Origin of the sequence: Methanoculleus horonobensis, assembly GCF_001602375.1 — an archaeon.
Lineage (GTDB): Archaea > Halobacteriota > Methanomicrobia > Methanomicrobiales > Methanoculleaceae > Methanoculleus > Methanoculleus horonobensis.
This window is the reverse complement of sequence record NZ_BCNY01000013.1, coordinates 97490-121422: the sequence shown is the minus strand read 5'-3', so window position 1 is coordinate 121422 and position 23933 is coordinate 97490. Positions and strand designations below refer to the sequence as shown.

Sequence of the window (23933 nt, the reverse complement as noted above, 5' to 3'; positions counted from 1 at the left end):
TCCGGGACTCACGTTTTTCGGCGGTTAACCCTGAAATCGCTGCAGGGCGTCGTTATTCATATCTGTGGCACTCAAGGGTCAAAACAGTCGAGCGAGGATAAAGCCCGGTACAGTGGACCGTGGGAGTATCGCCATGGGGTGGGGCTGACGGGGAGGGGGAGTATCCCCCCTCCCCTGTCTCCAACTCATACGAGGATGATTATAACCCCACCCGCCCGGCCTCCTCCCCCGCCCCAGAGGGGCGGGGGCAGTGCGTGGCGATACTCGGTAGAAATCCGTGTATGAGTCTACACAATACCCCACGGTCACTTCATCTCCAGCCCTCCTTACCGCAAAGATAGTCCCACCTGCTAGTGGGCCACACGACGCCGTTCACGATAACCACGGGCTCAACCTATGCCCGTAAATTCCAACCAAAAAAGGGCAGAATGTTCTGCCGTAAAGAGCCGGGGACTCACCCCCAGCCCCTAATAAACCTTACTTCTTCGGGACGAGTTTCACTGCCGTCCCGTAGGCCAGGAGTTCCGCCGCCGCCGCCATCGTCTGGGACGTCGCGAACCGGACGTTCACCACCGCATCGGCGCCGAGGTCGCGCGCGGCGTTGACCATCCGGTTGTACGCCTCGGTTCGGGCATCGGAGAGCATGGCGGTATACTCCTCGAGCTCCCCGCCGACCAGGCTCTTTAGCCCGGCCATGACGTCTCTTCCTACGTTCTTCGATCGTACCGTGTTGCCGGAGACCACGCCGAGAACCTCTCCCACGGCGTAGCCCGGAACCTCTTCTGTCGTCGTCACTATCATCTGTTCACTCCCTGATTGTTTCGATGATCTCCTCGCGCCCCCGCCAGATGATCAGCGCGAGACCGATCACGATGAGCGGGATGCTGTAGATGAGGAGGAACGGGATCCCCAGGACCGCGACGATCGCGATCGCCGCGCCGATGGCGGTCAGGGCAATCCCCCAGATTACCTGGCTCCGCATACCTATCCCTGTGACGGATAAGTGGATAATTCTTCGGCTTTTTGCTCCATACCCATACTTGCTCCGATCGGTCATGGAGTACGTTCAAGGTCGAGCAGCTGCAGTAAAGAGGCTGGAGCCACAATATGTACGAAGCGTTAGATGCATTTCGACGTTATGACGACCAACATCATCAGGAGTGAAGCGGTTGTATAAGATAGAATTGGCGACGAAACTCGCCGACCGGGTTTACGAATACTGGATACGGGCGCCGCAGGTGGCCGAGCACGCGCGGGCGGGCCAGTTTGTCATCCTGCGCCTGCACGAAGCGGGCGAGCGGATACCGCTCACCATCTCCGCGGTCAAGGGGGACACCGTCCGGGTGATCTTCATGACCGTCGGCAAGACGACCGAGGAACTTGCGACCCTCGGCGCGGGCGACAGCATCAGCGACGTCGTGGGGCCGCTCGGCAAACCGAGCGAGATCGGCAACTACGGCACCTGCTGCGTCATCGGCGGCGGTGTCGGGATCGCGAGCACTCCCCTCATCGCAAAGGAACTGAGAGAAGCCGGCAACCACGTCATCGGGATCATTGGGGCGAGGAACGCCGATCTCCTCATCCTCGAAGACGAGATGGAGGAGATCTGCGACGAGCTCTTCATCACGACCGACGACGGGAGCAAGGGCATCCACGGGTTTGCAGCCGACGTCCTGAAGAAACTGCTCGAAGAGAGGAAGATCGACCGGGTCTGGATCATCGGCCCCGCCATCATGATGAAGGTCACCTCCGGCGCGACGGCGCCTTACGGCGTCAAGACCTACGTCAGCCTCAACCCGATCATGGTCGACGGGACGGGGATGTGCGGCTCCTGCCGGGTGACCGTCGGCGGGGAGACGAAGTTCGCCTGCGTCGACGGCCCCGAGTTCGACGCCCACCAGGTCGACTTCGCCGAACTGATGCAGCGGCAGCGGATCTACACCGGGCAGGAGAAGGCCTCGCTCGAGCGGTTCGCGGAGCACCGGTGCCGGTGCGGCGAAGGAGGCCACCACCATGAGTGATCGGCCGGCCGACGTCCGGGTTAAGGACTTCAAGGAAGTCGACGGCGGCCTCTCCCCCGCCGAGGCCGTCGCCGAGGCGGAACGCTGCCTGCAGTGCAAGAAACCGCTCTGCGTCAGGGGCTGTCCCGTCTGCATCGACATCCCCGCCTTCATCGGGCACGTCGCGGAGGGGGACTTCCCCGCGGCCGCACGGGCGCTCAAGGAGCAGAACATGCTCCCCGCCATCTGCGGGCGTGTCTGCCCGCAGGAGACCCAGTGCGAGGGTGTCTGCATCCTCGGCAACAAGGAGACCCCGATCCGGATCGGCGCAATCGAGCGGTTCGTGGCCGACTGGGAGCGGGCGAACGACCCCACCCTCCCCGACGTGGCGAAGCCGACCGGGAAGCGCGTGGCGATCGTGGGCTCCGGTCCCGCAGGGCTGACGGCCGCGGCCGAGCTCGCCCGTGCCGGTCATGCTGTCACGATCTATGAATCGCTCCACGAGGCCGGCGGCGTCCTGACCTACGGCATCCCCGCATTCCGGCTCCCGAAAGACGTCGTCAGGGCAGAGATCGACCAGGTTCTCGCCCTCGGCGCCCGGCTGAAGAAGAACCACCTCGTGGGCCGGAGCGTCAGCGTCGACGAGCTCCTCGCTTACGATGCGGTCTTCCTCGCGACCGGGGCGGGGCTCCCCGCGTTCATGTGCATCCCCGGCGAGAACTTGAGCGGTGTCTACTCGGCAAACGAGTTCCTCACAAGGGTGAACCTGATGCACGCCGAGGCGTTCCCCGAGTTCGACACGCCGGTCATGCACGGAGCCCGCGTCGCGGTGATCGGCGGCGGGAACGTCGCGATGGACTCCGCCCGGGTGGCACGCCGCCTGGGGGCGAAGGTCTCGCTCGTCTACCGGCGCGGCGAGGAGGAGATGCCGGCACGGAGGGCCGAAGTCCTGCACGCGAGGGAGGAGGGGATCGAGTTCCTCACCTGCACGAACCCGACCCGGATCCTCGGCGAGCAGTGCGTCACCGGTATCGAGTGCGTGAAGATGTCCCTCTGCGGCATGGACGCGAGCGGCCGCCGGTCGCCGAAGCCAACCGAGGGGAGCGAGTTCATCCTCGACGTGGACATGGTGGTTCAGGCGATCGGCACGAGCCCGAACCCGCTCCTCGTCTCCCTGATCCCGGGGCTCGAGCGCGGGCGGAAGGGCAACGTTGTCGTCGACGAGAACGGCCGGACCTCGATCCCCCATGTTTACGCCGGCGGGGACATCGCCACCGGCGCCGCGACGGTGATCGAAGCGATGGGCTCGGCGAAGAAGGCGGCCGCGGCGATCGACGCGATGCTGAAGGGAGAGTAAGGCTCTTCCACGGCTCCGGCGGGAGATCGATCAGGGTGTACCCGCCCTGCATACACTCTTTTGAGAACAGTCCTGCAGCATCCGGCCCCATCACTCCCTGACACAGTAGACGTAGTAGACCCGGCGCCCCTCCCTCGTCACGACGTCCACCCCGTGCACCTCGTTCTCGAACCCGGGGAAGAGGGTGTCGAACTCCTGCGACGCCGTGAGATAATCGACGATCGCCCGCGTGGCCGCCCCGCACCGCTCCCCCGGCATGATGACGGGAATACCGGGCGGGTAGGGAACGACCATCACCGCGACCGTCCTCCCCTCGAGGTCGTTCGCGGGCACCGGCGTCACCTTGCCGCGCACCAGGCGGCGGTAGGCCTCCGCCGGCGTCATCGCCGGTTCAGGCAGCATTGCGTAGACGCTCCTGAGCGTGCCGGCGATCGACTCGTCCCGGAGGTAGCCGTGCATCTCCCGGCAGAGGTCGGCAAGGCCGCGGCCCGCGTACCGGGCCGGGTGCTCCCGCACGAGATCGGGGAAGACCTCCTCGAGCGGGCTGTTACCGTCGTAAAGCGCCTTGAACCGGAAGAGCTCCGCAAGCAGCGTCCCGGACTTGCCCTTGGTGATCCCGAGCGTGAAGAGAACCAGGAACGAGTAGTACCCGGTCTTCTCGACGACGATCCCGTTCTCCCGGAGATACTTCGTGACGACGGCCGCCGGTATTCCCCGCTCCTCCATCCTCCCGCCCGGCCCGATCCCCGGGGTGAGGATCGTCACCTTGATCGGGTCGAGCATGGCGTAGCCCTCCTCGACGCCGTCGAACCCGTGCCAGGCATCGTGAGGCTGGAGGAGCCAGCAGCCGGCGTGGTTCCGGAGGAGCACCTCGTCCGCCTCACCAAGTGGTCTCTCCGTCTCCTCGTCCATGATGCAGTCGGGCTGCCAGACGGTGAACCACCAGTAGTCCTCCCCGGCCCGGCTCCCTGCCCGGATCTCTTCGGCCACCGTCACCATCTTCTTTCGAAAGACGATCGCCTCCTCGATCGCCTCTTCGACGAGGAACCTCCCCGAGTGCCCGGCCATCATCCTGGCGGCGACGTCGAGCGACGCGATGATGGTGTACTGGGGGGAGGTCGAGGTGAGCATCATGAACGCCTCGTTGAACCGCGGGTGGTCGACCGGTCCCCGGCCCTGCCTGACGTGGAGCATCGAGCCCTGCGAGAATGCCGCGAGAACCTTGTGGGTCGACTGGGTGGCAAAGACCGTCGGGCCGACCGCGTCCGTCTCGTGCATCCCGAACCTCCCGGCGTAGAGGGGGTGGAACCGGGCGTAGCCCGACCACGCCTCGTCGAAGTGGATGTACGGGTCGGTGTCCTGGAGCTGCTCCTCGATCCTCTCCGCGCTGTAGCAGATCCCGTCGTAGGTGGAGTTCGTGACCACGGCCATCCTGACCGTCTGCGACGCAGGGTCGTCGATGAGGGGGCAGTTCCTGATCTTCTCCGCGACGACTGCAGGAAGGAACTCGCTGCTCCGGATGGGGCCGATGATCCCGTACTCGTTCCGGGCCGGGATCAGGTAGATCGGGACGGCGCCGGTCATGACGATCGCGTGCATCACCGACGCATGGCAGTTCCGGTCCACGAGGACGACATCGCCGCTGGTGACGGTCGAAAGCCAGACGATCTTGTTCGCGGCCGACGTGCCGCCGGTGACGAAGTAGGTGCGGTCGGCCCCGAAGACCTCCGCGGCCTTCCGCTCCGCCTCCCCGACGACGCCGGAATGCTCGAGAAGCGAACCGAGTTCCTGCACCGAGGCCGAGAGGTCTGCCCGGAGAGCGTTCTCCCCGAAGAAGTTGTAGAAGATCCGGCCTGCGGCGTTCTTGAGGAATGCGACGCCGCCCATGTGCCCCGGCGTGTGCCAGGAGTAGCGGTACTCCTCGACGTAGTCCATCAGCCCCCGGAAGAACGGTGGAAGGACGTCGGCGAGGTAGTTCGTTGCCGCCCGCTTGATGTGGCCGGCGATGAAGCCGGGAGTATCCTCGAGTTTCCAGATGTAGCCGTCGATCCGGGATATGACGGAGAGGGGTATCGCGGAGATCGCCAGTTTCTCGGTGTTCAGGAATATCGGGATCTTCGGATTCCTCTCCCGGATGAGGGTGATGAGGTCTCGCGCGGTGAGCGTGCCGTCCGCGGCCTCGGAGGAGAGTTCCCAGTCGATGACGATGCAACTCGCGTGGGGGTGCGAGAGGAATGCGTGAACCCCGTCGCGGGCGGTCAGCGCCTCGATGACGGGGAAGTTCTCGCGTTTCAGCTCTTTCACGATCTCCCGCGACGCCCGTCCTTCTGCGGTATCCGAGTGCAGTTCGTCGTCGATGACAAGAACGGGAAACTCCTCCAGGTAGTCCATGCAGCCACACTTCCCGGAGGGTGATCGGGAGAGGTCGTTTTAGAATCTTTTGGCCGGGTCACCCGAGCTCGAACGACGTTACGCCGAAGATCTCGCGAATGGGGAGGTCGGGGATCGCCTTCGTGTAGATCCGCCCCGTCTCGAAGACCGGAACCATCCCGTGCCGGCGGGCGAGCGCCACGGCGGCGGCGTTCGGTTCCGGCGTATCCAGATAGACCTGTTCGCCCGCTGCCTGCGAAGAGAGCGAAAGGAGGATCTCCTCCGCGATCCCCGGCGTCTCCGCAAAGAGCGGCCCGATCTTATAGCCGCTCCGGCACCGCCGGATGACGCCGTATCCCCTGACATCGCCGTCGTCCGCGAGAACGGCACGGCCCAGCGTTCCCTCCTGCCGGATCCAGGATTTCAGGAACGCGGGGCGCGGCGCCGGGAAGTGCCGGGCATCGTATGCGCAGAGGCGCTGGAACGGCACCTCCGCGAGGTCGACCGTGCCTTCGGGAACGCTCCCGCCGCCGGTGCCCTCGAACCTGATGTTACGGTATGAAGGCTTAAACCCGGATCGCGTGCGGTACTTCTCCTGCATCGCGACGACGCCGTCGCCCCCGACGTTCCGGTCACCGGCATGGGCCATGCCTGCGGCAAAAAGCCTGCTCCCGTAGCCCCGGTTCCGGTACTCGGGTTTCAGGACGTACAGTCCGGCAAAGGCAAACGTCCCGCCGTAGTTGACGACCGAAACGGAGCCTATCGGCTCGCCGTCGAGTTCCCCGACGAAGAACCCCCCGGGATCGGCGGCGTAGAAGGGCTCCGCGTCGTGAATCCCCGGGTTCCACCCCTCCTGCTCCGCCCAGTCGACGGCGGTCTCGACCTCTCGCCGGTCCATCGTCCGCACCAGAAATCCGTTGCTGCTCACGATGTTCCTCACTATGCGATGGATCGTCCCAGGATTTGAGCCATCCGGAAGATAACGGGATGAGACTCTCTCTATCTCCTGCCGGAGCAACATCCGCACGCCGCCGTTGTATCGGAGCCTGGAGAGACGGAGTGGATCGATGGGAGGCCGGAGCCGACGACATTTATATACGGAAACGGACATCTACCACCGATGACGGGCGAGGGCTTAAATCCACCGAAGGTCTGTCTGGGATTCGATATTCATTATCCCTGCTACCTTAACCCCGGGTTTTTACCTGATCTGGTAAAGGGAAAGAGAAACGTAAAAGAGAGTTACTTTAACCCTGACGCGAAGGAAGACCTGGGGGAGGTCATCGACCGCTCCTTCCGACCGACGACGGAACTCCTCCTCGAACTCCTCGATGAGGGGTTTACGTGCGCCTTTGCGATATCCGGAACGGTGGTGGAGAACCTCGATGCGTGGTACCCGGAGATGCTCGACCTCCTCTCCCGTGCGGCCACCCACCCTAACGTCGAACTCCTCGCCCAGACCTACCATCACAGCGTCGCCGGACAGTTCACCGATCTCACGGAGTTCACGGACGAACTTCTCATGCACCGGAACCTGATGAAGGAGCACTTCTCGGTCACGCCGACCACGTTTGCGCATACCGACTACCCGATCACCCCGACCACCGCAGAGGCGCTTGCCGGGGCCGGAATTGAGGCGGCCATCATCGAGGGAGGCGAAGGCCCTGCTCTTGAGAGGGACCCAAACCACACCTACACCTACCGGGGCCTCCCGGTCCTCGTCACCCACTGCGACCTCTCCGACGATATCGCCGTACGGTTTCCGTGGCGGGGGTGGGACAAGTGGCCGCTGATGGCCGACCAGTATGCGGGGTGGCTCTCCGTATCCCCCGGCGACTGCATCACGCTCTTCCTCGACTACCGCATCTTCGGGGACTTCATCGGCCCCGAAGCGGGCATCCTCGAGTTCCTGCGTGCGCTCCCGTCCGCCCTCGCGGCGGAGGGGATAGAGACCGTACGCCCCTCAGACGCCGCCCGGCTTCCACCGCACGAGGAGATCGGGGAGACAGGCGACCCGACCGGCTTGCCGGGCCGGCAGAGGACCATCATGCAGCAGTCCGCCCTCGAGGCGCTCGAGGAGGCCGGGGGCCTGGTGACAGACGCGGAGATCTGGCGCCGCCTCCTTGAGACCGAGCATATTCGCCGGATGGCCATGCGCTCGACCTCGTGCGGAAAGCCGCTCCACGCCGTCAGCCACCAGGCGACCTACGACTACTTCGCCTCATTCATGCGGATCCTCTCGCACGCCGAGGAACGGTCTGCAACCATCGCCCGGTCGCCCAAGGCCGCTCTCTCGCTCCGCTGCGTCCCCCCGGATAAGGCGTTCTACTTCTCGTCCTATGACCGGCCGGCCGGGTACGCCGCCCACAGTCTCCAGGAACTTGCAAATATGCTCGAGTTTGCCCCGGACGATGTCATCCGGTACCACGTGGAGCGGGAGGACTTCAACCGCTGGATCGCCCAGGTCATCGGTGATACGCAACTGGCGCAGAAGATCTGGGGTATCTCCGACCGCACGAGACTCCGAACGATGATTCAGAAGAGGATCAACAAACTATGGAAACGCTTAAGTTAGCATTCTTCTGCTGGGAGTCGCTCAATGCCACGTTCAAGGTGGGCGGCCTTGCGCCGGCAGCGACCCACCTCGCCGAACGCCTCGCACAGAAGGGGCACGAGGTCCATTTCTTCACGCGGGGAGAGGGAGACGACGCGGCGATCAATAACGTCCACTACCACTACTGCCTTCCCTATGGCGACAACATCGTCGAGTACTGCAGGACCATGAGCAACATGCTCGTGGATGCCTTCCGTGCCTGCGACACCCCGGCTTTCGACATCCTCCACTTCCACGACTGGCATGTCGTGGAGGCGCTGCACGCCCTCCGTGACCGAAACACCGTCCTCTCCTACCACTCGACCGAGTATGGGCGGCACGGGGGGAACTTCGGGGGCTGGTGGGAGTTTCAGGAGATATCGGGCAAAGAGTGGTATGGGGGCTACATCGCAAAGGCGGTCACGACCGTCTCGAACTCGACGAAGACCGAGGTGATGTGGCTCTATAACGTCCCGGGATGGAAGATCACCGTCATTCCGAACGGGATCGACCCTTCTGCCTACCGCACCAGGGTCGACCCGGGCGAGGTGAAGAAGCACTACGGTATCCACCCGCTCGCGCCCGTCGTCCTCTTCGTCGGACGCCTCACCTACCAGAAGGGGCCCGATCTCTTGATGCAGGCCATACCCGATATCCTGGCCAAACGCTGGGACGTGCAGTTCCTCTTCGCCGGCACCGGGGATATGCGCGGTTACCTGGAGGGAATGGCGCACGGTCTTCCCGTGCAGTTCCTCGGCTACGTCTCCGATGAGGAGCATATCCGGCTCCTGAACGCCTGCGACCTCGTCGTCATACCAAGCAGGAACGAACCCTTCGGGCTCGTCCTCACGGAGGCCTGGAGCGCGGAGCGCTGCGTTGTCGCGACCGATGTCGGGGGGCTCGCCGAGAACATCGATAACTTCAGGAACGGTATCAAAGTTCCCGTCCGGCCGGACTCGATCGCCTGGGGGATCTGCCACCTCATCGACGACCCGGCCTCCATGCAGAGACTCGGGAAAGCCGGGCGGAGGAAAGTGATGGAGAGGTTCAGGTGGAGCGTCGTCAGCGAACGGATGCTCGGCGTCTACGCGGAGGTCATCCGGACGGACCGCGACGAAGACCACCGGGTCGGGTGAGAGCGTGCAGCAGGCGTTGCCCGATATCACGAAGACCGGGAGCCTCGTCACCGATTACGACGTCTACCTCTTCCGGCAGGGGAACCACTCCCGCCTCTACGAGAAGCTGGGGACACATCTCGCCGTCGCCGACGGTGTGCAGGGGACGTTCTTCTCCGTCTGGGCGCCGAACGCCGCCGAAGTCTCGGTCATCGGGGACTTCAATGGGTGGAGGGCGGGAGAAGACCCGCTCACGGTGCGGGGCGACGACTCAGGCATCTGGGAGGGGTTCGTCCCGGATATCGGTCACGGGGCGCTCTATAAATACCATATCCGGAGCAGGTACCGCGATTACTGCGTGGAGAAAGGCGATCCGTTCGCCCGCTTCTGGGAGGTTCCGCCGAAGACCGCGTCCGTCGTCTGGGATCTCTCCTACGCCTGGCGAGACCGGGCGTGGATGCGCTGCCGGGAGGAGGTGAACACACCGGACGCCCCGATATCGGTCTACGAGGTCCATCTCGGTTCGTGGCGGATGCAGGAGGGGGAACGGCGGTGCAATAACTACCGGGACCTCGCAACCGAACTCGCCGACCACCTGCTTGAGACGGGGTTCACCCACGTCGAGTTCCTTCCGGTGATGGAGCACCCGTTCTATCCCTCCTGGGGCTACCAGACGCTCGGCTACTTCGCCCCCACGAGCAGGTACGGCACCCCGCAGGAGTTCATGCACCTCGTCGACCATCTCCACCACCGCGGGATCGGGGTGATCCTCGACTGGGTGCCGTCCCACTTCCCTTCCGACGGCTACGGCCTCTCTTACTTCGACGGCACCTACCTCTACGAGCACGCCCTCCCCGGCCGGCGCTACCACCCGGAATGGAAGAGTTACGTCTTCAATCTCGCGAGGAACGAGGTCCGGTCGTTCCTCACGAGCAGCGCCGTCTTCTGGCTCGAACGCTACCACGCGGACGGCCTCCGGGTGGATGCGGTCTCGTCGATGCTCTACCTCGACTACGCCCGGAGCGCCGGGGAGTGGACGCCGAACGCCTACGGCGGGCGGGAGGACCTCGAGTCGATGGCGTTCCTCCGGAAGGTGAACGAGACCGTCCACGCAAACTTCCCCGACGTCCTCGTCATCGCCGAGGAGGCGACCGCCTGGCCGGGGGTGACCGCCCCGACCGCGACCGGGGGGCTCGGGTTCGACCTGAAGTGGAACATGGGCTGGATGCACGATACGCTGGATTACTTCACGCTCGACCCGGTCTTTCGGAAGTACCGCCCCGATCTCCTGACGTTCAGCATATGGTACGCGTTCTCCGAGCGTTACGTCCTCCCCCTCTCGCACGACGAGGTCGTTCACGAGAAAAGTTCGCTCATCGGGAAGATGCCCGGCGACGAGTGGCGGAAACGGGCGAATCTCCGACTCCTGTATGGGTATATGTTCACGCACCCGGGCAAGAAACTCCTCTTCATGGGCGGGGAGTTCGGGCAGTGGTCGGAATGGGGCCACGAGACCGGACTTGAGTGGCACCTCCTGGAGTATGCCCCGCACCAGGGGATCCTCCGGTGGGTCGCCGACTTAAACCGCCTCTACCGGCGGGAGCCCGCGCTCCACGAGCGGGACTCCGATCGGGGGGGGTTCGAATGGGTCGACTTCTCGGACGCCGAGAAGAGCGTCGTCAGTTACCTGCGGCGGGGCCGGTCGGCCGACGACGTCATCCTGGTCGTCTGCAACTTCACCCCGGTGCCGCGCTACGACTACCGGGTCGGCATACCGTTCGGCGGGTTCTGGAAGGAGGTGCTCAACAGCGATGCGGTCGAGTACGGCGGGAGCGGTGTCGGGAACCTCGGCGGGGTGAAGGCGGAACGGGTTCCGGTTCACGGCCGGCCGTGTTCGCTCCCGCTTACCCTGCCCCCGCTCGGGGCGGTGATATTCTGTCCCGAGGGGGCGTGAGTGGTGAAACATGCCGTCTGCATCCACGGTCACTTCTACCAGCCCCCGCGCGAGAACCCCTGGCTCGGGGAGGTCGGGGTGCAGCGTTCCGCCGCCCCGTACCACGACTGGAACGAGCGGGTGACCGCGGAGTGCTACGCCCCGAACACCGCCGCACGCATCCTCGATGACGACGGGCTGATCGAGGAACTCGTGAACACCTGTTCCCGGATCAGTTTCACGGCCGCACCGACGCTCTTTTCCTGGCTCGAGCGCCACCGTCCGGATATCTACGGCGCGATCCTTGATGCCGACCGCGCGAGCCGGGAGCGCTACGGTGGCCATGGCTCTGCGATCGCCTGCTGCTACAGCCATGCCATCATGCCGCTTGCGACCCGGCGGGACAAACGGGCCCAGGTCGCCTGGGGTGTGCGCGATTTCACGGCACGATTTGGCCGGGAACCCGAAGGGATTTGGCTTTCGGAGACAGCGGTCGATATCGAGTCCCTGGACCTGATGGCGGCAGCAGGAATCCGGTACACCATCCTCGCCCCTCACCAGGCCGCAGGCGTGCGGGTGATCGGGGAGGAGGGCTGGACGGACGTCTCCGGCGGGCGGGTCGAGACGAGGATGCCCTACCTCTGCCGCCTCCCGTCCGGGCGGAGCATCACGGTCTTCTTCTACAACGGGACAATCGCCCGGGACGTCGCGTTCGGCGACCTGCTCTCCGACGGGCGGCGGTTCGCCGACCGGTTGCTGGGTGCATTCTCCTGGGAGAGAGGCCGCCCGGAACTCGTGCATATCGCAACCGATGCAGAGACCTACGGCCATCACCGCACGTTCGGGGAGATGGCGCTCGCCCGCTGTCTCCGCGTCATCGAGGCGCAGAGCGACGTTCGCCTCACGGTCTACGGCGAGTACCTCGACGGCCATCCGCCCACGCACGAGGCACTGGTTCGTGAAGGGACGTCGTGGAGCTGTGCCCACGGCGTCGAGCGGTGGCGGGGGGAGTGCGGGTGCCGTACCGGGAGAGAGCCCGGGTGGTCGCAGGCGTGGCGGTGCCCGCTCCGGGAGGCGATCGTCATGGTCAGGGACGCTCTCGCTCCTCGGACGGAGGAGGCGCTCGCGGCCGGTGTCCGCGACGCCGCCGCCGATCTCGTCCTCGGCCGGTGGTCGGATGAGAGCGTGGCGGCGTTCTTCTCCCGGCACGCGCCCGGCGGCATCGATGCCGAAGGGCGGCGGCGGGTGCTCTCCCTCCTTGAGCTGGAACGGCAGGCGATGCTGATGCAGACGAGCTGCGGCTGGTTCTTCGACGACATCACGGAACCGGGGAGCGTTCAGGTGATGCGTCACGCGAAACGGGCTATGGATCTTGCCCGGCAGGTTCTCGACCTCGACATCGAGGCGGCGTTCGTCGAGATCCTCCGCCGTGCTCCGGTGAACGATCCGCGGTACGCGACCGGCGCGGAGGTCTACGAGGCCCTCGTCCGAACGGCGGCGGTCGATCTCTCCCGGATCGCGGCCGGGGCCGCTCTCTACGCGCTCTTCGGCCTCGAGCATCCCGCGGCCGCGTCGGGGATGTACGCCGTTCATGGAGACTGGCCGTACCGCTTGAACGCGGAAGAACGACGTCTTCTCGGGACCGTCCGGGTGCGGTCGCGGGCGACGGGGGAAGAGGCGCTCTTCGATGCGGCCGCGTGCTTCGACGGGCTTGACCGGGTCGTCATCGGCGTGCGCGAACCCGGGGGCGGCGAGACGTTCAGGACGGTATGGGAGGGTTCCGATCCGGCCGGAGCGATAGCCGGAACCTTCTCCCGGGTCTACACCGCGCCCGACCTCTCCGACGAGGAGCGGTGGACGATCGCCCGCGAGATCGCGCCCGGTATCGGGGACGCAGTCTCCCGGGTCTATCGTGATTCGGCGGCGCTGATCGGGACGCTTGACGACCTCGCGATCCCCTTACCAGGGGCAGTCGCCCGTCTCCTGGCGCACGCCCGCGCCGAATGGCTGTTCGCGATGCTCGAAGAGGGATGCACCGACCCGGAGCGGTTTTACGTGCTCGCGGAGGAGGTGCGGGGAGAGAGCATCGAACCCGATCTCGCGGCCCTCGGAGAGGCGGCGAGCAGGCGGATCACGCTTGCTCTCCGGGCGGCATCGGCCCGACCGAACGATCCTGCCCCGCTCGAAGAGGTCTCCCGCATCGTCGGGTGTGCAAAGGTATTTCCATTGCCGCTCGCTCTATGGGAGAGCCAGAACATCTGCGTCGGGATGCGCGGGCACTATGCGGAGGTGCGGGAGCGCGCCGGCAGGGGTGACGGGGGTGCAGAACGATGGGCGGAGGCCTTCAGGAGAGCGGCGGCATGCCTCGGCGTGCGGGTGACGTGAGCGTGATCCGGGTATGAACAAGCGGAGCAGCGGGGTTCTCCTGCACATAACGTCGCTCCCGTCGCCGTACGGGATCGGCGATCTCGGGCCCGCGGCGTACCGGTTCGCGGATCTCCTCAGCAGTGCCGGGCAGCGCTACTGGCAGATCCTCCCGCTCAACCCGACGTGCCCGGAGTTCGCCAACTCGCCTTACCAGAGCACCTCGGCGTTCGCCGGAAACACCTGGATCATCAGCCCCGAGCAGATGGTCGCGGACGGCTTCCTCGCCCCCGAGGATATCGCAGACCCGCCCGACTTTCCTGTGGACCGGGTCGACTACCGTGCGGTTCTCGACTACAAAAACGGTCTCTTCGATACGGCGTTCGAACGGTTCAAGGAGCGCGGCTCGGATTTTCGCTACGAGGATTTCGCGGCCGACAACACGTCGTGGCTCAACGACTATGCTATCTTCATGGCTCTCAGGGAGCGGTTCTCCGGGAGGGTCTGGGGCGACTGGCCGGCCGGGATCCGGGACCGGCACGAGGAGGCGCTGCGGAAACACGGCGCGGAACTTGCTGACCGGATCTTCCGGGAGAAGTTCCTCCAGTACGTCTTCGACCGCCAGTGGGAGACGCTCAAGAACCATTGCCGCATGCGCCACCTCCAGATCATCGGGGATATCCCCATATACCTCACCTACGACAGCGTCGACCTCTGGGCAAACCCCGGGCTCTTCAAGCTCGACGAGCAGAAGAAACCGACCGCCGTCGCGGGCGTGCCGCCGGATATGTTCAGCGATGCCGGGCAGCTCTGGGGGAACCCGGTCTACAACTGGGATGCGCACCGGGAGCGGGGATTCGGGTGGTGGGAGAGCCGGATCGATCGCACCCTCACTCTCGTCGACCGGCTGCGCCTCGACCATTTCCGGGGGTTCGTGCAGTTCTGGGAGGTGCCGGCCGGGGAAGAGACCGCACGGAACGGGCGCTGGGTCGACGCGCCCGGAAGGGATCTCTTCACCCTGCTTGCACGGAGCAGGCCGTGCCTTCCCATCATCGCCGAAGACCTCGGCCACATCACTCCCGACGTCCACGAGATGATGGCGTACTTCGGGTTCCCGGGGATGAAGATCCTGACCTTCGGCTTTGCCGGCGACGTCGCGCACAACCCCCATGCGCCTCATAACATCACGGAAGGTTCCGTCGCCTACACGGGGACGCACGACAACAACACCGTCCGCGGATGGTTCGAGCGCGAGACCTCCGAGGAGCAGAAGAATCTCCTCTTCCGCTACATCGGAGGGCCGGTGAGCGGCGATGAGATACACCGGATCCTCATCCGTCTCGCGATGCTCTCCCCTGCCGATACCGTCATCGTCCCGATGCAGGACGTCCTCGGTCTCGGGGAGGAGGCGCGGATGAACCGGCCGGGCACGACGGAGGGGAACTGGGAGTGGCGGCTCCGGCCGGATCAGGCGGGAGAAGAGGGCATGCGGGAGTTCGCCGAGGTGACGGGGATCTACGGGAGGGGATGAAGGGGCGTTGGGGTTCGAAAGATAAATTTCGAGCGCAGATAGACGCACCAGCCAGAAAACGATGACAGAGCCTGACGCGCGGGATTGCGAGGCTGGGTACCTTCGGTCAGTCACCTATCGCCACGCACTGCCCGCCCCCATGGGGGCGGGAGGAGCGCGAAGCGCGGGCGGTGGGGGTCACAGGTAGGGCCTTCTGCGGTTGAGACAGGGGAGGGGGCTGCGCCCCCCTCCCCGTCAGCCCCACCCCGAGCGGCGATATCCAGCGGAAATCCGTGCACACTATACGCGAAGTTGTCCCAAAACCTCTTTGCCGGGAGGGGGACACCCCTTCGAAGCCTGATGGCTTCTCATGCTCGCTACACTCGCACTTCGCACCTGACGGTGCTCAAGCTCCCTTCGGTCGCACCTCCCCGATCCCTCACCCAAGTGGCGATACCCGATGGGAAGCCGTTTCACCCCCCCTTGCTCGGGATATAGAACAGATGGGAGAAACCTCGGAGTTGAGTGTTCCGATCAGGGGATGCAGAACGTTCAGGATTTTTTCGGGATGACCTCTGCAACAGATAAGAGCGAAGCAATCAACAGGGGAGTTAAACCCACCCTACATCGTCGCCAGACCGCCCTGAGGCAGGATCACACCAGGAAGTGGCGAGCACCTTGCACCCCAGACCTCCTTCTCTTCCTTTCAGAGCGTCCTACAGACCCCCGCCACACCATTCACCACGGCACCCGTCCAGACCCTGACACCCCTCAACAAGCAGCATATTAACTTTTATTTTTTATTTTCTCACCATTTTGATGAAATATGGAAACATATATAATAATAAACAGGGAGAGTACTCCAACCAAAAGGGGACAGGATTCATGGAATACTCCATACCCAATCAATTCGATCATGTCCCGGAGCGGCTCTCCGGGCTGGTCGACCTCGCATACAACCTCTGGTGGAGCTGGAACGCGGAAGCCCGGACACTCTTCAAGCAACTGAACAACCAGGCCTGGAAAGCAAGCGTCCACAACCCGGTTCGTATGCTATCCGAGATCCCGGTCGAGTTCCTGAACCGGGCGGCGGAGGATCCCGCCTACTGCCACCGCTACGATATCGTCATGCACCGGTTCAGGAAGTACATGAGCGCCGCCGGAACCTGGTTCGCTGAAGAGTACGGCGACCGGCCCCCGCTCCCCGTCGCCTACTTCTCGGCGGAGTACGGGCTCCACCACTCGCTTCCCATCTACGCGGGGGGGCTCGGGTTCCTCGCCGGAGACCACCTGAAAGAGGCAAGCGACCTCGGATTCCCGATGGTCGCCGTGGGGTTCCTCTACTCGCAGGGCTACCTGCACCAGCAGGTCAACCACGACGGCTGGCAGGAGGACGTCACCGAGCCCTTCGACCGCGATGCGGCGCCCGTAACCCCCGTGCTCGATGCCGACGGCGAAGACCTGTTGGTCCGGGTTCCCCACATCGACCCGCCCATCTACGTCGCCGTCCGGAAGGTGCAGGTCGGCAGGATCCCGCTCTATCTCCTCGATACGGATATCCCCTGTAACGACCCCAAAAACCGTGGCATATCGTCCCGGCTGTATGCCGGCGATCGGGAGCAGCGGCTCCGGCAGGAGATCGTCCTCGGCATCGGCGGGCGGAAGGTGCTCCACGCCCTCGGTATCGAGTACGCGGCGGTGCACCTGAACGAAGGCCACCCGGCGTTCGCGCTGCTCGAACGGATCCGCGAGCGGGTCGACCGGGGGATGGAGTTTGAGGAGGCGCTCCGCGAGGTGCGGGCGACCTCCGTCTTCACCACGCATACGCCCGTCCCTGCAGGCCACGACGTCTTCTCCGTCGACCTCATCGACCGCTACTTCGCGCCCTACTACGCGGCGCTCGGCATCGACCGGACGAGGTTCCTGCAACTCGGCGTCCACCCGGAAAGCCCCGCCTCGGGGTTCAACATGACTGCGTTCGCCCTGCGTGCGTCGGCGCACCATAACGGCGTCTCGCGCGCAAACGGGGCCGTCGCCTCCGACATGTGGAGGTGCCTCTGGCCCGGGGCCGCGGAAGCGGCGGCGCCCATCGACTACGTCACGAACGGCGTCCACGTGCCGACCTGGCTGAACCCCCGGATGAAGGCTCTCTACGACCGGCATATCGGGCCGATCTCTCCTGACTGGCTCCCGGAGCACGACGATCCGGCGATCTGGGAACTCATCGACGAGATACCGGACGCCGAACTCTGGCAACTGCATCTCTGGCTGAAGGCGAAACTGATCAACCGGCTCCGTGAACGCGAACGGCTCCGATGGACGACGCGCCCCGGCGGGGTGCCGAACTCAGCAATCGAAGGCGCGTTCCTCAACCCCTCCGTCCTGACGATCGGGTTTGCCCGGCGGTTCTCGACCTACAAGCGTGCATACCTCGTCTTCGAGGACCTGGAGCGGTTGAAACGCATCCTGAACAACCCCTGGCGCCCCGTCCAGATCATCTTCGCCGGCAAGGCGCACCCGGCCGATAACGAGGGCAAGGAAGTACTCCGGCAGATCTACCGCTACACGCAGGATCCAGCGTTTGGAGGACGGGTTGTGTTCATCGAGGACTACAACGATCAGGTGGCCCGGTACCTGGTGCACGGCGTCGACGTCTGGCTGAACAACCCCCTGCCCCCAATGGAGGCGAGCGGCACGAGCGGGATGAAGGCGTCGCTCAACGGGGTGCTGAACCTCTCCATCATGGACGGGTGGTGGATTGAAGGCTACAACGGCAGAAACGGATGGGCGTTCGGGGAAGCGGCAGCCGACTGCGAGGCAAGAGACGGCGTCGATGCCGCGGCGATCTACGACCTCCTGGAGAACGAGGTCGTCCCGCTCTACTACGACCGTTCCATCGACGATATCCCTCACGGCTGGGTAACGATGATGAAAGAGGCGATCAAGAGCAACGGCCCCCGGTTCTCATCCCGCCGGATGGTGAAGGAGTACGTCGGCCGGTACTACCCGTCGCTCCTGAAGGCCGCGGGGGCGGCATACGCTCCAAACCCGGCGACGGTGAAACCCCGGCAATCGCCGGTCTGGAACCCGCAGGTACAGGGAAAAGAAGCTGACGATCTCTTCTCCCCGTGAGCACGTGAGACGCCGGGGCCTCCTATGGGGAGACCTCCGGGGCGATCCCGGAGCGGTTGCCCTTACGGCCCCCCTTCCTTCGGCCCTCCCCTGCGCCCCGCTTCACATGCGGGGTTCTTCCGCCGGCCCGCGCAACCCGCTGCCGGGTCGCTTCGTCGGCGGCCTGAAGTCCCCGCTCGGTGTGCGGTGCCCTGCCCCCGGCACTCGCGACCCTCTGCCGGGTCTCAATACTTGCAGCCTGAAGCCCCCGTTCGGTGTGCGCCGCCATCCCGCCGATTCTCGCGACCCGCTGCCGGGTCGCTTTGTTGGCCGATGCAAGACCTCGTTTTGCCAATCCCTTCTTTCCGGTCATACCGTCATCCCCCGATCATCTGTCTCAACGGGCGCCTCTTGCATCCGCTGCAGGCCGGGGATACCCCCGCCCGGCGCGCCGTTCTCTTCCGCGCGGCCGATTGGGTTTTACCTGTTCGTGAGATGGGCGATACCGGCGGGCCCCTGCCCCGCCCATCACGCTCTCTCCTGCCGTCATCCGTCTCTCACCATGAGGTGCGGGTGAATGGGGCATCGACTATAAAAGGGTAATTCCACCGTCAAAACAGCAAAACACTACCGAATCAGGCAGGACGACACGGCGAAACGGATGGGTATTTCAGGGGATCCGTGCAGGATAGGATCCTACCCCGCCCTGCATCTCCCTGATAATCCGCCGCACCTGGCCGAACTGCACCTCCGGCCGGGTAAAGATACAGAGATGTTCATCGCCGTAGGGAGCGATGATGATGTTTCCACCGCGGTAGAAGAGTGTCATCTGTACAAATTCCCCGTTTGACGGCACAGCCGACTGCAGGCGGAGCACCCACCGGAGCAGATCCTCGGCGACGGCAACGGTATAGTCGGCATCGATCTTCCCGTACGATGAGGTGCAGAGGCCGTCGGCAAAACAGGCGATGGCGGTCACCCCGGGATGCCGGAGCAACGCCCCGAACTGATCGGGTTCCTGCCCGAACGTTGCATCGTGGGGTACGGCGTCTTCGTGCTCCACGGTTTCGGCCACGATATCCTCCGGCCTGTCATTCTCTGCAGACCGGCCGGTCATGGAAGAGCCATTGCCGGGCTGCACGAGGGCCTGCATCTCTACTGATACGGCGAGAGCCTCCTGCATCTCCCCGGGCTCGTACCGGAAGAGGCCGAAGTCGAGGATCGGCTGGCTGCCGAAGTACTTCAATGCCGACGGCCCGCTCAGGGACTTCAGCGGGTGCATGAACTGTGCGGCGAGAGGCTCGCCCTTCCGCACCAGCATGAACCCCTCTCCGTCCTGCATCCTGATCCGTACCATCCCGGAAAAACGGGTCGTATGGGAGAAGATCCACCGGAGCGGCGCCTGCATCTCCCCGATGGCCGTTCCCTCCGGCATTTTATCCGTCATTTACAATCCTGCCCGAACGCATCCAATGTGTCGAAAACAAGCGTCCTCACCGCCCGTTTCCCCTACTCGGCGTCGTCCTTGGCAAGGGTGTCGAGGATCATGTAGGAGTTGATCAGGCGGTTGAACGCGACTGCGAGTTCGCCGATCTCATCGTTGCTCGTCACCGTGATCTCGACGTTCGTGAGATCGCCCTGGCTTGCACTGGTCGCGGCCTTCGAGAGCTGCTCAATGGGGTTCGTGATGCTCTTTGCAAGGAAGAAACTCCACATGAAGACCACGAGAACCGTGAGCAGGGTCATGATGATGATGCTGTTCTGCAGGCCGAGCGTGGCGATGACACTCCCGGTGTCCCCTGCCGAGACGATCCCGAGCAGGAAGATGGGGATGACTGCAACGGTGAGCATGCTCGCCATAAGTTTGTAAAACATCGGGATCTGGATGGTGAGGCCGTCCTGGAATACCCCGATATCTTGCGAGAAGGATTCAGCCATGAGAGAATAGTTTCTCATTTTAATATATTAATCTACCCATTGACAAAAAAATGATACTCGTCCAAAATATCAGATTTTAATGGATCTAAATAGCCGATCCGCGATTTCAGGCATTTTTATGCACATTTAAACATAATATCCAGAATTCCCGGAAATCATGCCGTCCTTGAATTCCAGTATATATGTACACGTGAATATCATTCATATGCTCGCTGCAATCAGTGAATGTTTTTCACGCAGAGGTCCGCCCGGCATCTTGCCGGGGGACGATCTTCAGACCGCGGCAGGCGAGGCATGAAACGGCTATCCGAAGGGGCATCGACAGATTGATACGGATACGAAGGAGTTGGGATGAGCGCAACTCCCCGCCCCGTGCCGGGGGTTGAGGGTTCATAGTATGACGCTTGTGATTGCCTTCATCGGAAAACAGGGCGCCGTAATGGCAGGGGATATGCGGGAGATCGCATTCGGAGGGGACGATTCCCTCATCGAGGAGCTGGAACGCGAACTCTACGATGGTTCGATCGCCTCCGACAGAGACCTCGCGGAGCGGGCGGACGCTATCGGAGTGGCAATCCGTGTCCGGGACGACAAAGCCAAGGTCTCGCAGCGGGACGGGATGCTCGTCGGCGAGGTGACCGAGACGGAGGGGGCGAAGACCTCAAGAAAGAGGCTTTATGCTACGAAGGGGAACTATGCGATCGCCGAGGTCGTCGAGTCCCGGCTGCAGGTGACGCAGAAAGGGAGAGCGAGCAACTTCGTGGTGCTGGGAAACGAGATCACGAAGAGAGTCGCCGACCAGTGTATCCAGGGGATGTGGGAAGGGGGAACGATCCGGGATGCGTTGCGTCTCATCATGCTCACCATGCAGATAGCGGCAAGCGTAACGACGTCGGTGAGCAGAACGTTTGTACTGGTGCATACCGATACCATGGCGGATATCTCAGGCGCTATCGCTAACGATGCCCGAAAAGAACAAAAGCCGGATTGAGTTCAATCCCGATCAGGTGCGGGGCCCTGCCGGAGACAGGCGACGCTGCCTCAACCCCGGCGCGCAAAATGCGGAAGTTACTGGCTGAGATAGTTGTGCTTCTTGAGCCAGTCTACCTGAGGCTTGATGTACCGGTAGACGATATCGCACTTCTCGTCCTGGAAACTCCAGGGGACGACAATCAGGAGGTCGCCTTCGCGTATCCAGAGCCGCTTCTTGATCTTGCCCTTGATCCTTCCCGTGCGTGTGACGCCGTCCTCGCAGCGGACACGGATGTGGTTTGCCCCGAGCATCAGGTCGGCCCGGGCGAAGATCTCGCGATTCTTCTTCTTCGGTAACCGTACGCGTACGATCTCTTCGCTTCCGTTATTGTGTGTTCCTCTTGTATTTGTCAGTTAATCAACTCCGTAAAAGGCGGCGGCGCATCCCGCCCATATGTTACTGGGAGTGTATATCAATGACCCGGGTCACTATTAAAGTATCTATCCCGGGGATGATCCCCACAACCGCGATCCCGCGGGGGTGGACGCCTTCCGGTTCGGAGGTGTCACACCATGGATCGGGTCTTTGAGATGCCGCATCTATACCGGGGGTGCATGATCCCGGTAGCGGGTGTGACCCTTGCCGGGAGAGCTGACCCCAAACCGCTCTCCGGTTTTTCTTCCGAAGAATAATTAAGGTTTGAGCGTACATGTGTGAAGAGGATCTTTGAATGGAAAGCAACAAGCTGTACGTCGGCAACCTCACCTACTCGGTAAATGAAGAGCAACTGAAAGAACTGTTCAGCCAGTACGGGACGGTAAACGACGTCAGAGTCATCGAGCGCAAAGGCTTCGGGTTTGTCGAGATGTCCAGCCCCGAAGAGGCTGAGGCAGCAAAGGAAGCCCTGAACGACACCGTATTCGAAGGCCGGACCATGAAGATCGATGAGGCTCGGCCCCCGAGACCAAGAAGCGACTTCCGGCGGTACTAGGCATATCTCCGAAGAACAGTATTCCGAATATCCCACATTTTTGAAGAGCCGGGGTTCATGCGAACCTCATCTCTGATTGTCCGGTATGGACGATCCTGTTCCTGGTTCCGGCCTGTGCGCCGTTTCGCCGTACTCGACCCGCGTCGGCTCTGAGGTATCGCCTTTCTACCGTCAGGAGACTGTCTCCGCGAGGGTTGTGTGGGAGGTGGAGTGCCCTACCCCGCCCGACACAGCCGTCACCACTCCCGGCCCGAAACGTTCTCTCGCCGGATTGCAGGTATTTTCGCCATACGCGACAGCAACCTTTTTATTTTATCCGAGCTATGGTGGCGGCCTGTGTCTCGCGATGCGGGATGCAGGCAAAAAAGGTGGTGAGAACCATGGCAGAAGAGCGACCTTCAGTTAAAGGCGGAATGGCCTCTGCAGCACAGGCATCTTCCGTCCGGGATCTGAGTGCATCCGCATTCCAGAAGTTCCTCAGCGGCATGGACTATCCGGCCGGCAAACAGGACCTGATCAGCCACGCACGGAAGAACAACGCACCCGACGCGGTGATCCAGGTTCTCGAGATGTTCCAGGACAAGTCCTTCCAGTCCGCAGCAGACGTGAGCCAGGAGTTCGGCAGGGTCAAATAACCCTACTTTTTTTTGCGCCGCAAGGTCAGTCGCGACTCTCTGTATCCCTCATTCTTCGCAGGTGAACTCCGCCGCCCAGTCGAACTCTCCGTTGTCTTCATACCACTGCGGCCAGTGAGACGACCAGGCAGGCACGCTCACGTCCCGAACCCGTTCGGTGACCGGGAAGTAGGGCTTGATGTCCAGCACCGGCGTCGCGTCGTCGGCATCGATATACGCGACCCTGATGATGCCCGATGCGATGTCGATATCGATGACCGGAGCCACCGAGAGCGCGATCGGGTTCGGCCGGGCGGGCGACCGGGTGGCGAAGATCCCGATCGTTTCCGGACCCCTCGTGTAGGGTTTTTTGCAGACCGTCTCGTTCCGGCGCTCCGGCGTATCGACCCGGTCTCCCCACCAGAGCACGACGATATGGCTGAACCCCTCCAGTTCCTGGAGCGCGGGCCGGAACGGCCCGGCAACCTCGATCGAGAACGATTCGTTGTCGGCATGCACGATGCCGACCGCCTTTGCAGTGAAGGTGCGCGTATCCATAACGGTAGCCTCTCCTGGTTCAAGGGTTGGCACAGGAGGACTAAAAGAGCTCGAGTCTCTCCCGGGGGAGGGTTGCGGCACCGTCCTGCCGGCCGGGGTGTGGGCGGAGATGTCATGAGGCGGTTTTCCATAAGAATATACAGAAGAATCACCGAATGCCCCAATGTGAAGATCCCGACAGGAGGAGTAGCCGATATGGCAGACGAGACGAAGAAGAAGATGCCGAACCCCGCGGACAGGTTCTGCTGGGACGCGGACGATCTCATCATCACACGGAAGCAGGAGAACGAAGAGCCGAAACCGGACAATACGATCGTTTACTGAGCGCCGTTTTCAAACTCCCCGGACGACGGCGCTGAACGTATCCCGTGATCGGATCAATCCTGAAAAAGTGCATGCGAGAGGCCGGATTCGAACCGGCGAACTCCTACGAGACCAGGCCCTGAACCTGGCGCCTTTGACCTGGCTTGGCAACTCTCGCGCGAATGTGTAGCGAACCTCCGCCG

21 protein-coding genes and 1 tRNA gene are annotated in these 23933 nt (G+C 63.3%); 12 read left to right on the top strand and 10 right to left on the bottom strand.

Features of this window, described 5'->3' with window-relative positions; all coding sequences use genetic code 11:
* Positions 1-477 precede the first annotated feature (477 nt).
* Together MCUHO_RS03645 and MCUHO_RS12825 are read right to left on the bottom strand one after the other, a co-directional pair.
* On the bottom strand, positions 478-801 hold the full coding sequence (locus MCUHO_RS03645) for a YbjQ family protein (protein ID WP_067073479.1): 324 nt from the start codon (positions 799-801) through the stop codon (positions 478-480).
* 4 nt (positions 802-805) lie between these two features.
* Positions 806-982 carry a hypothetical protein gene (locus tag MCUHO_RS12825; protein WP_162839707.1) on the bottom strand — a complete coding sequence of 59 codons (177 nt, stop codon included), beginning with the start codon at positions 980-982 and terminating at the stop codon, positions 806-808.
* Between the two features lie 178 nt (positions 983-1160).
* On the opposite strand from MCUHO_RS12825, the gene MCUHO_RS03640 reads away from it, so the two are divergent.
* Both MCUHO_RS03640 and gltA read left to right on the top strand, forming a co-directional pair.
* Positions 1161-2021 carry a sulfide/dihydroorotate dehydrogenase-like FAD/NAD-binding protein gene (locus MCUHO_RS03640; protein WP_084385907.1) on the top strand — a complete coding sequence of 287 codons (861 nt, stop codon included), beginning with the start codon at positions 1161-1163 and terminating at the stop codon, positions 2019-2021.
* The gene (gltA, locus tag MCUHO_RS03635) at positions 2014-3357 is read left to right on the top strand and encodes an NADPH-dependent glutamate synthase (RefSeq protein WP_067073474.1); all 1344 of its coding nucleotides are present in this window, start codon (positions 2014-2016) and stop codon (positions 3355-3357) included. Before MCUHO_RS03640 ends, gltA begins: the two co-directional genes overlap by 8 nt.
* Before the next feature lie 90 nt (positions 3358-3447).
* On the opposite strand, the gene MCUHO_RS03630 is transcribed toward gltA, so the two are convergent.
* Together MCUHO_RS03630 and MCUHO_RS03625 are read right to left on the bottom strand one after the other, a co-directional pair.
* Complete coding sequence (locus MCUHO_RS03630; RefSeq protein WP_067073471.1) at positions 3448-5748, bottom strand: Orn/Lys/Arg family decarboxylase; 2301 nt, start codon at positions 5746-5748, stop codon at positions 3448-3450.
* A gap of 58 nt (positions 5749-5806) precedes the next feature.
* Positions 5807-6655, bottom strand: coding sequence for a GNAT family N-acetyltransferase (locus tag MCUHO_RS03625; protein ID WP_235808150.1), 849 nt, complete (start codon positions 6653-6655; stop codon positions 5807-5809).
* Positions 6656-6847: 192 nt separating this feature from the next.
* On the opposite strand from MCUHO_RS03625, the gene MCUHO_RS03620 reads away from it, so the two are divergent.
* The 6 genes from MCUHO_RS03620 to glgP all read left to right on the top strand — a co-directional run bounded on the left by MCUHO_RS03620 (position 6848) and on the right by glgP (position 18374).
* Positions 6848-8302: a glycoside hydrolase family 57 protein gene (locus MCUHO_RS03620; protein WP_067073469.1), complete on the top strand. Its 1455-nt coding sequence runs from the start codon at positions 6848-6850 to the stop codon at positions 8300-8302.
* Positions 8284-9456: a glycosyltransferase family 4 protein gene (locus tag MCUHO_RS03615; RefSeq protein ID WP_067073463.1), complete on the top strand. Its 1173-nt coding sequence runs from the start codon at positions 8284-8286 to the stop codon at positions 9454-9456. Before MCUHO_RS03620 ends, MCUHO_RS03615 begins: the two co-directional genes overlap by 19 nt.
* 4 nt (positions 9457-9460) lie before the next feature.
* Positions 9461-11389 (top strand): 1,4-alpha-glucan branching protein GlgB, encoded by a 1929-nt coding sequence (gene glgB / locus MCUHO_RS03610; protein WP_067073461.1) that lies wholly within the window; start codon positions 9461-9463, stop codon positions 11387-11389.
* Positions 11390-13753, top strand: a complete 2364-nt coding sequence (locus MCUHO_RS03605; RefSeq protein ID WP_235808149.1) for a DUF3536 domain-containing protein — start codon at positions 11390-11392, stop codon at positions 13751-13753.
* 13 nt (positions 13754-13766) lie between these two features.
* Positions 13767-15263 carry a 4-alpha-glucanotransferase gene (gene malQ / locus MCUHO_RS03600; RefSeq protein ID WP_067073459.1) on the top strand — a complete coding sequence of 499 codons (1497 nt, stop codon included), beginning with the start codon at positions 13767-13769 and terminating at the stop codon, positions 15261-15263.
* Positions 15264-16127: 864 nt separating this feature from the next.
* Positions 16128-18374: an alpha-glucan family phosphorylase gene (glgP, locus tag MCUHO_RS03595; RefSeq protein WP_067073457.1), complete on the top strand. Its 2247-nt coding sequence runs from the start codon at positions 16128-16130 to the stop codon at positions 18372-18374.
* Between the two features lie 22 nt (positions 18375-18396).
* Here glgP and MCUHO_RS03590 read toward each other — a convergent pair whose 3' ends face one another.
* The 3 genes from MCUHO_RS03590 to MCUHO_RS03580 form a co-directional block, all read right to left on the bottom strand.
* Positions 18397-18726 (bottom strand): hypothetical protein, encoded by a 330-nt coding sequence (locus MCUHO_RS03590; protein ID WP_067073454.1) that lies wholly within the window; start codon positions 18724-18726, stop codon positions 18397-18399.
* A gap of 297 nt (positions 18727-19023) precedes the next feature.
* Positions 19024-19800, bottom strand: coding sequence for a roadblock/LC7 domain-containing protein (locus tag MCUHO_RS03585; RefSeq protein WP_153019999.1), 777 nt, complete (start codon positions 19798-19800; stop codon positions 19024-19026).
* Between the two features lie 62 nt (positions 19801-19862).
* Positions 19863-20291: a HAMP domain-containing protein gene (locus MCUHO_RS03580; protein ID WP_067073449.1), complete on the bottom strand. Its 429-nt coding sequence runs from the start codon at positions 20289-20291 to the stop codon at positions 19863-19865.
* A 397-nt stretch (positions 20292-20688) separates the two neighbouring features.
* Between MCUHO_RS03580 and MCUHO_RS03575 the strand changes: the two genes are divergently transcribed.
* Positions 20689-21282, top strand: a complete 594-nt coding sequence (locus MCUHO_RS03575) for an MJ0548 connectase family domain-containing protein (protein WP_067073447.1) — start codon at positions 20689-20691, stop codon at positions 21280-21282.
* A 77-nt stretch (positions 21283-21359) separates the two neighbouring features.
* Here MCUHO_RS03575 and eif1A read toward each other — a convergent pair whose 3' ends face one another.
* Complete coding sequence (gene eif1A, locus MCUHO_RS03570) at positions 21360-21677, bottom strand: translation initiation factor eIF-1A (RefSeq protein ID WP_084385904.1); 318 nt, start codon at positions 21675-21677, stop codon at positions 21360-21362.
* 317 nt (positions 21678-21994) lie between these two features.
* Between eif1A and MCUHO_RS03565 the strand changes: the two genes are divergently transcribed.
* Both MCUHO_RS03565 and MCUHO_RS03560 read left to right on the top strand, forming a co-directional pair.
* The gene (locus MCUHO_RS03565) at positions 21995-22255 is read left to right on the top strand and encodes an RNA recognition motif domain-containing protein (protein WP_067073442.1); all 261 of its coding nucleotides are present in this window, start codon (positions 21995-21997) and stop codon (positions 22253-22255) included.
* Between the two features lie 380 nt (positions 22256-22635).
* A complete protein-coding gene (locus tag MCUHO_RS03560; protein ID WP_201786417.1) occupies positions 22636-22890 on the top strand; it encodes a DUF2795 domain-containing protein in 255 nt (84 codons plus the stop codon).
* A gap of 48 nt (positions 22891-22938) precedes the next feature.
* Here MCUHO_RS03560 and MCUHO_RS03555 read toward each other — a convergent pair whose 3' ends face one another.
* Positions 22939-23427, bottom strand: coding sequence for an SAM-dependent methyltransferase (locus MCUHO_RS03555; protein ID WP_067073436.1), 489 nt, complete (start codon positions 23425-23427; stop codon positions 22939-22941).
* Positions 23428-23622: 195 nt separating this feature from the next.
* Here MCUHO_RS03555 and MCUHO_RS13050 point away from each other — a divergent pair, with 195 nt between their 5' ends.
* The gene (locus MCUHO_RS13050; RefSeq protein WP_268872787.1) at positions 23623-23751 is read left to right on the top strand and encodes a hypothetical protein; all 129 of its coding nucleotides are present in this window, start codon (positions 23623-23625) and stop codon (positions 23749-23751) included.
* A gap of 72 nt (positions 23752-23823) precedes the next feature.
* Here the strand turns inward: MCUHO_RS13050 and MCUHO_RS03550 are convergent.
* A tRNA-Leu gene (locus MCUHO_RS03550) sits at positions 23824-23908 on the bottom strand.
* Between the last annotated feature and the right edge of the window lie 25 nt (positions 23909-23933).

What these genes read in the sequence shown, in the direction of transcription:
- MCUHO_RS03615 (WP_067073463.1), top strand. Translation starts at nt 8,284, where the DNA reads ATGGAAACGCTTAAGTTAGCATTCTTCTGCTGGGAGTCGCTCAATGCC.
- MCUHO_RS03575 (WP_067073447.1), top strand. Translation starts at nt 20,689, where the DNA reads ATGACGCTTGTGATTGCCTTCATCGGAAAACAGGGCGCCGTAATGGCA.
- MCUHO_RS03565 (WP_067073442.1), top strand. Translation starts at nt 21,995, where the DNA reads ATGGAAAGCAACAAGCTGTACGTCGGCAACCTCACCTACTCGGTAAAT.
- MCUHO_RS03645 (WP_067073479.1), bottom strand. Translation starts at nt 801, where the DNA reads ATGATAGTGACGACGACAGAAGAGGTTCCGGGCTACGCCGTGGGAGAG.
- MCUHO_RS03590 (WP_067073454.1), bottom strand. Translation starts at nt 18,726, where the DNA reads ATGACCGGAAAGAAGGGATTGGCAAAACGAGGTCTTGCATCGGCCAAC.
- MCUHO_RS03630 (WP_067073471.1), bottom strand. Translation starts at nt 5,748, where the DNA reads ATGGACTACCTGGAGGAGTTTCCCGTTCTTGTCATCGACGACGAACTG.
- MCUHO_RS03585 (WP_153019999.1), bottom strand. Translation starts at nt 19,800, where the DNA reads ATGACGGATAAAATGCCGGAGGGAACGGCCATCGGGGAGATGCAGGCG.
- MCUHO_RS12825 (WP_162839707.1), bottom strand. Translation starts at nt 982, where the DNA reads ATGCGGAGCCAGGTAATCTGGGGGATTGCCCTGACCGCCATCGGCGCG.
- MCUHO_RS03560 (WP_201786417.1), top strand. Translation starts at nt 22,636, where the DNA reads ATGGCAGAAGAGCGACCTTCAGTTAAAGGCGGAATGGCCTCTGCAGCA.
- MCUHO_RS03580 (WP_067073449.1), bottom strand. Translation starts at nt 20,291, where the DNA reads ATGGCTGAATCCTTCTCGCAAGATATCGGGGTATTCCAGGACGGCCTC.
- malQ (WP_067073459.1), top strand. Translation starts at nt 13,767, where the DNA reads ATGAACAAGCGGAGCAGCGGGGTTCTCCTGCACATAACGTCGCTCCCG.
- MCUHO_RS03620 (WP_067073469.1), top strand. Translation starts at nt 6,848, where the DNA reads ATGACGGGCGAGGGCTTAAATCCACCGAAGGTCTGTCTGGGATTCGAT.
- gltA (WP_067073474.1), top strand. Translation starts at nt 2,014, where the DNA reads ATGAGTGATCGGCCGGCCGACGTCCGGGTTAAGGACTTCAAGGAAGTC.
- glgP (WP_067073457.1), top strand. Translation starts at nt 16,128, where the DNA reads ATGGAATACTCCATACCCAATCAATTCGATCATGTCCCGGAGCGGCTC.
- MCUHO_RS03555 (WP_067073436.1), bottom strand. Translation starts at nt 23,427, where the DNA reads ATGGATACGCGCACCTTCACTGCAAAGGCGGTCGGCATCGTGCATGCC.
- MCUHO_RS13050 (WP_268872787.1), top strand. Translation starts at nt 23,623, where the DNA reads ATGGCAGACGAGACGAAGAAGAAGATGCCGAACCCCGCGGACAGGTTC.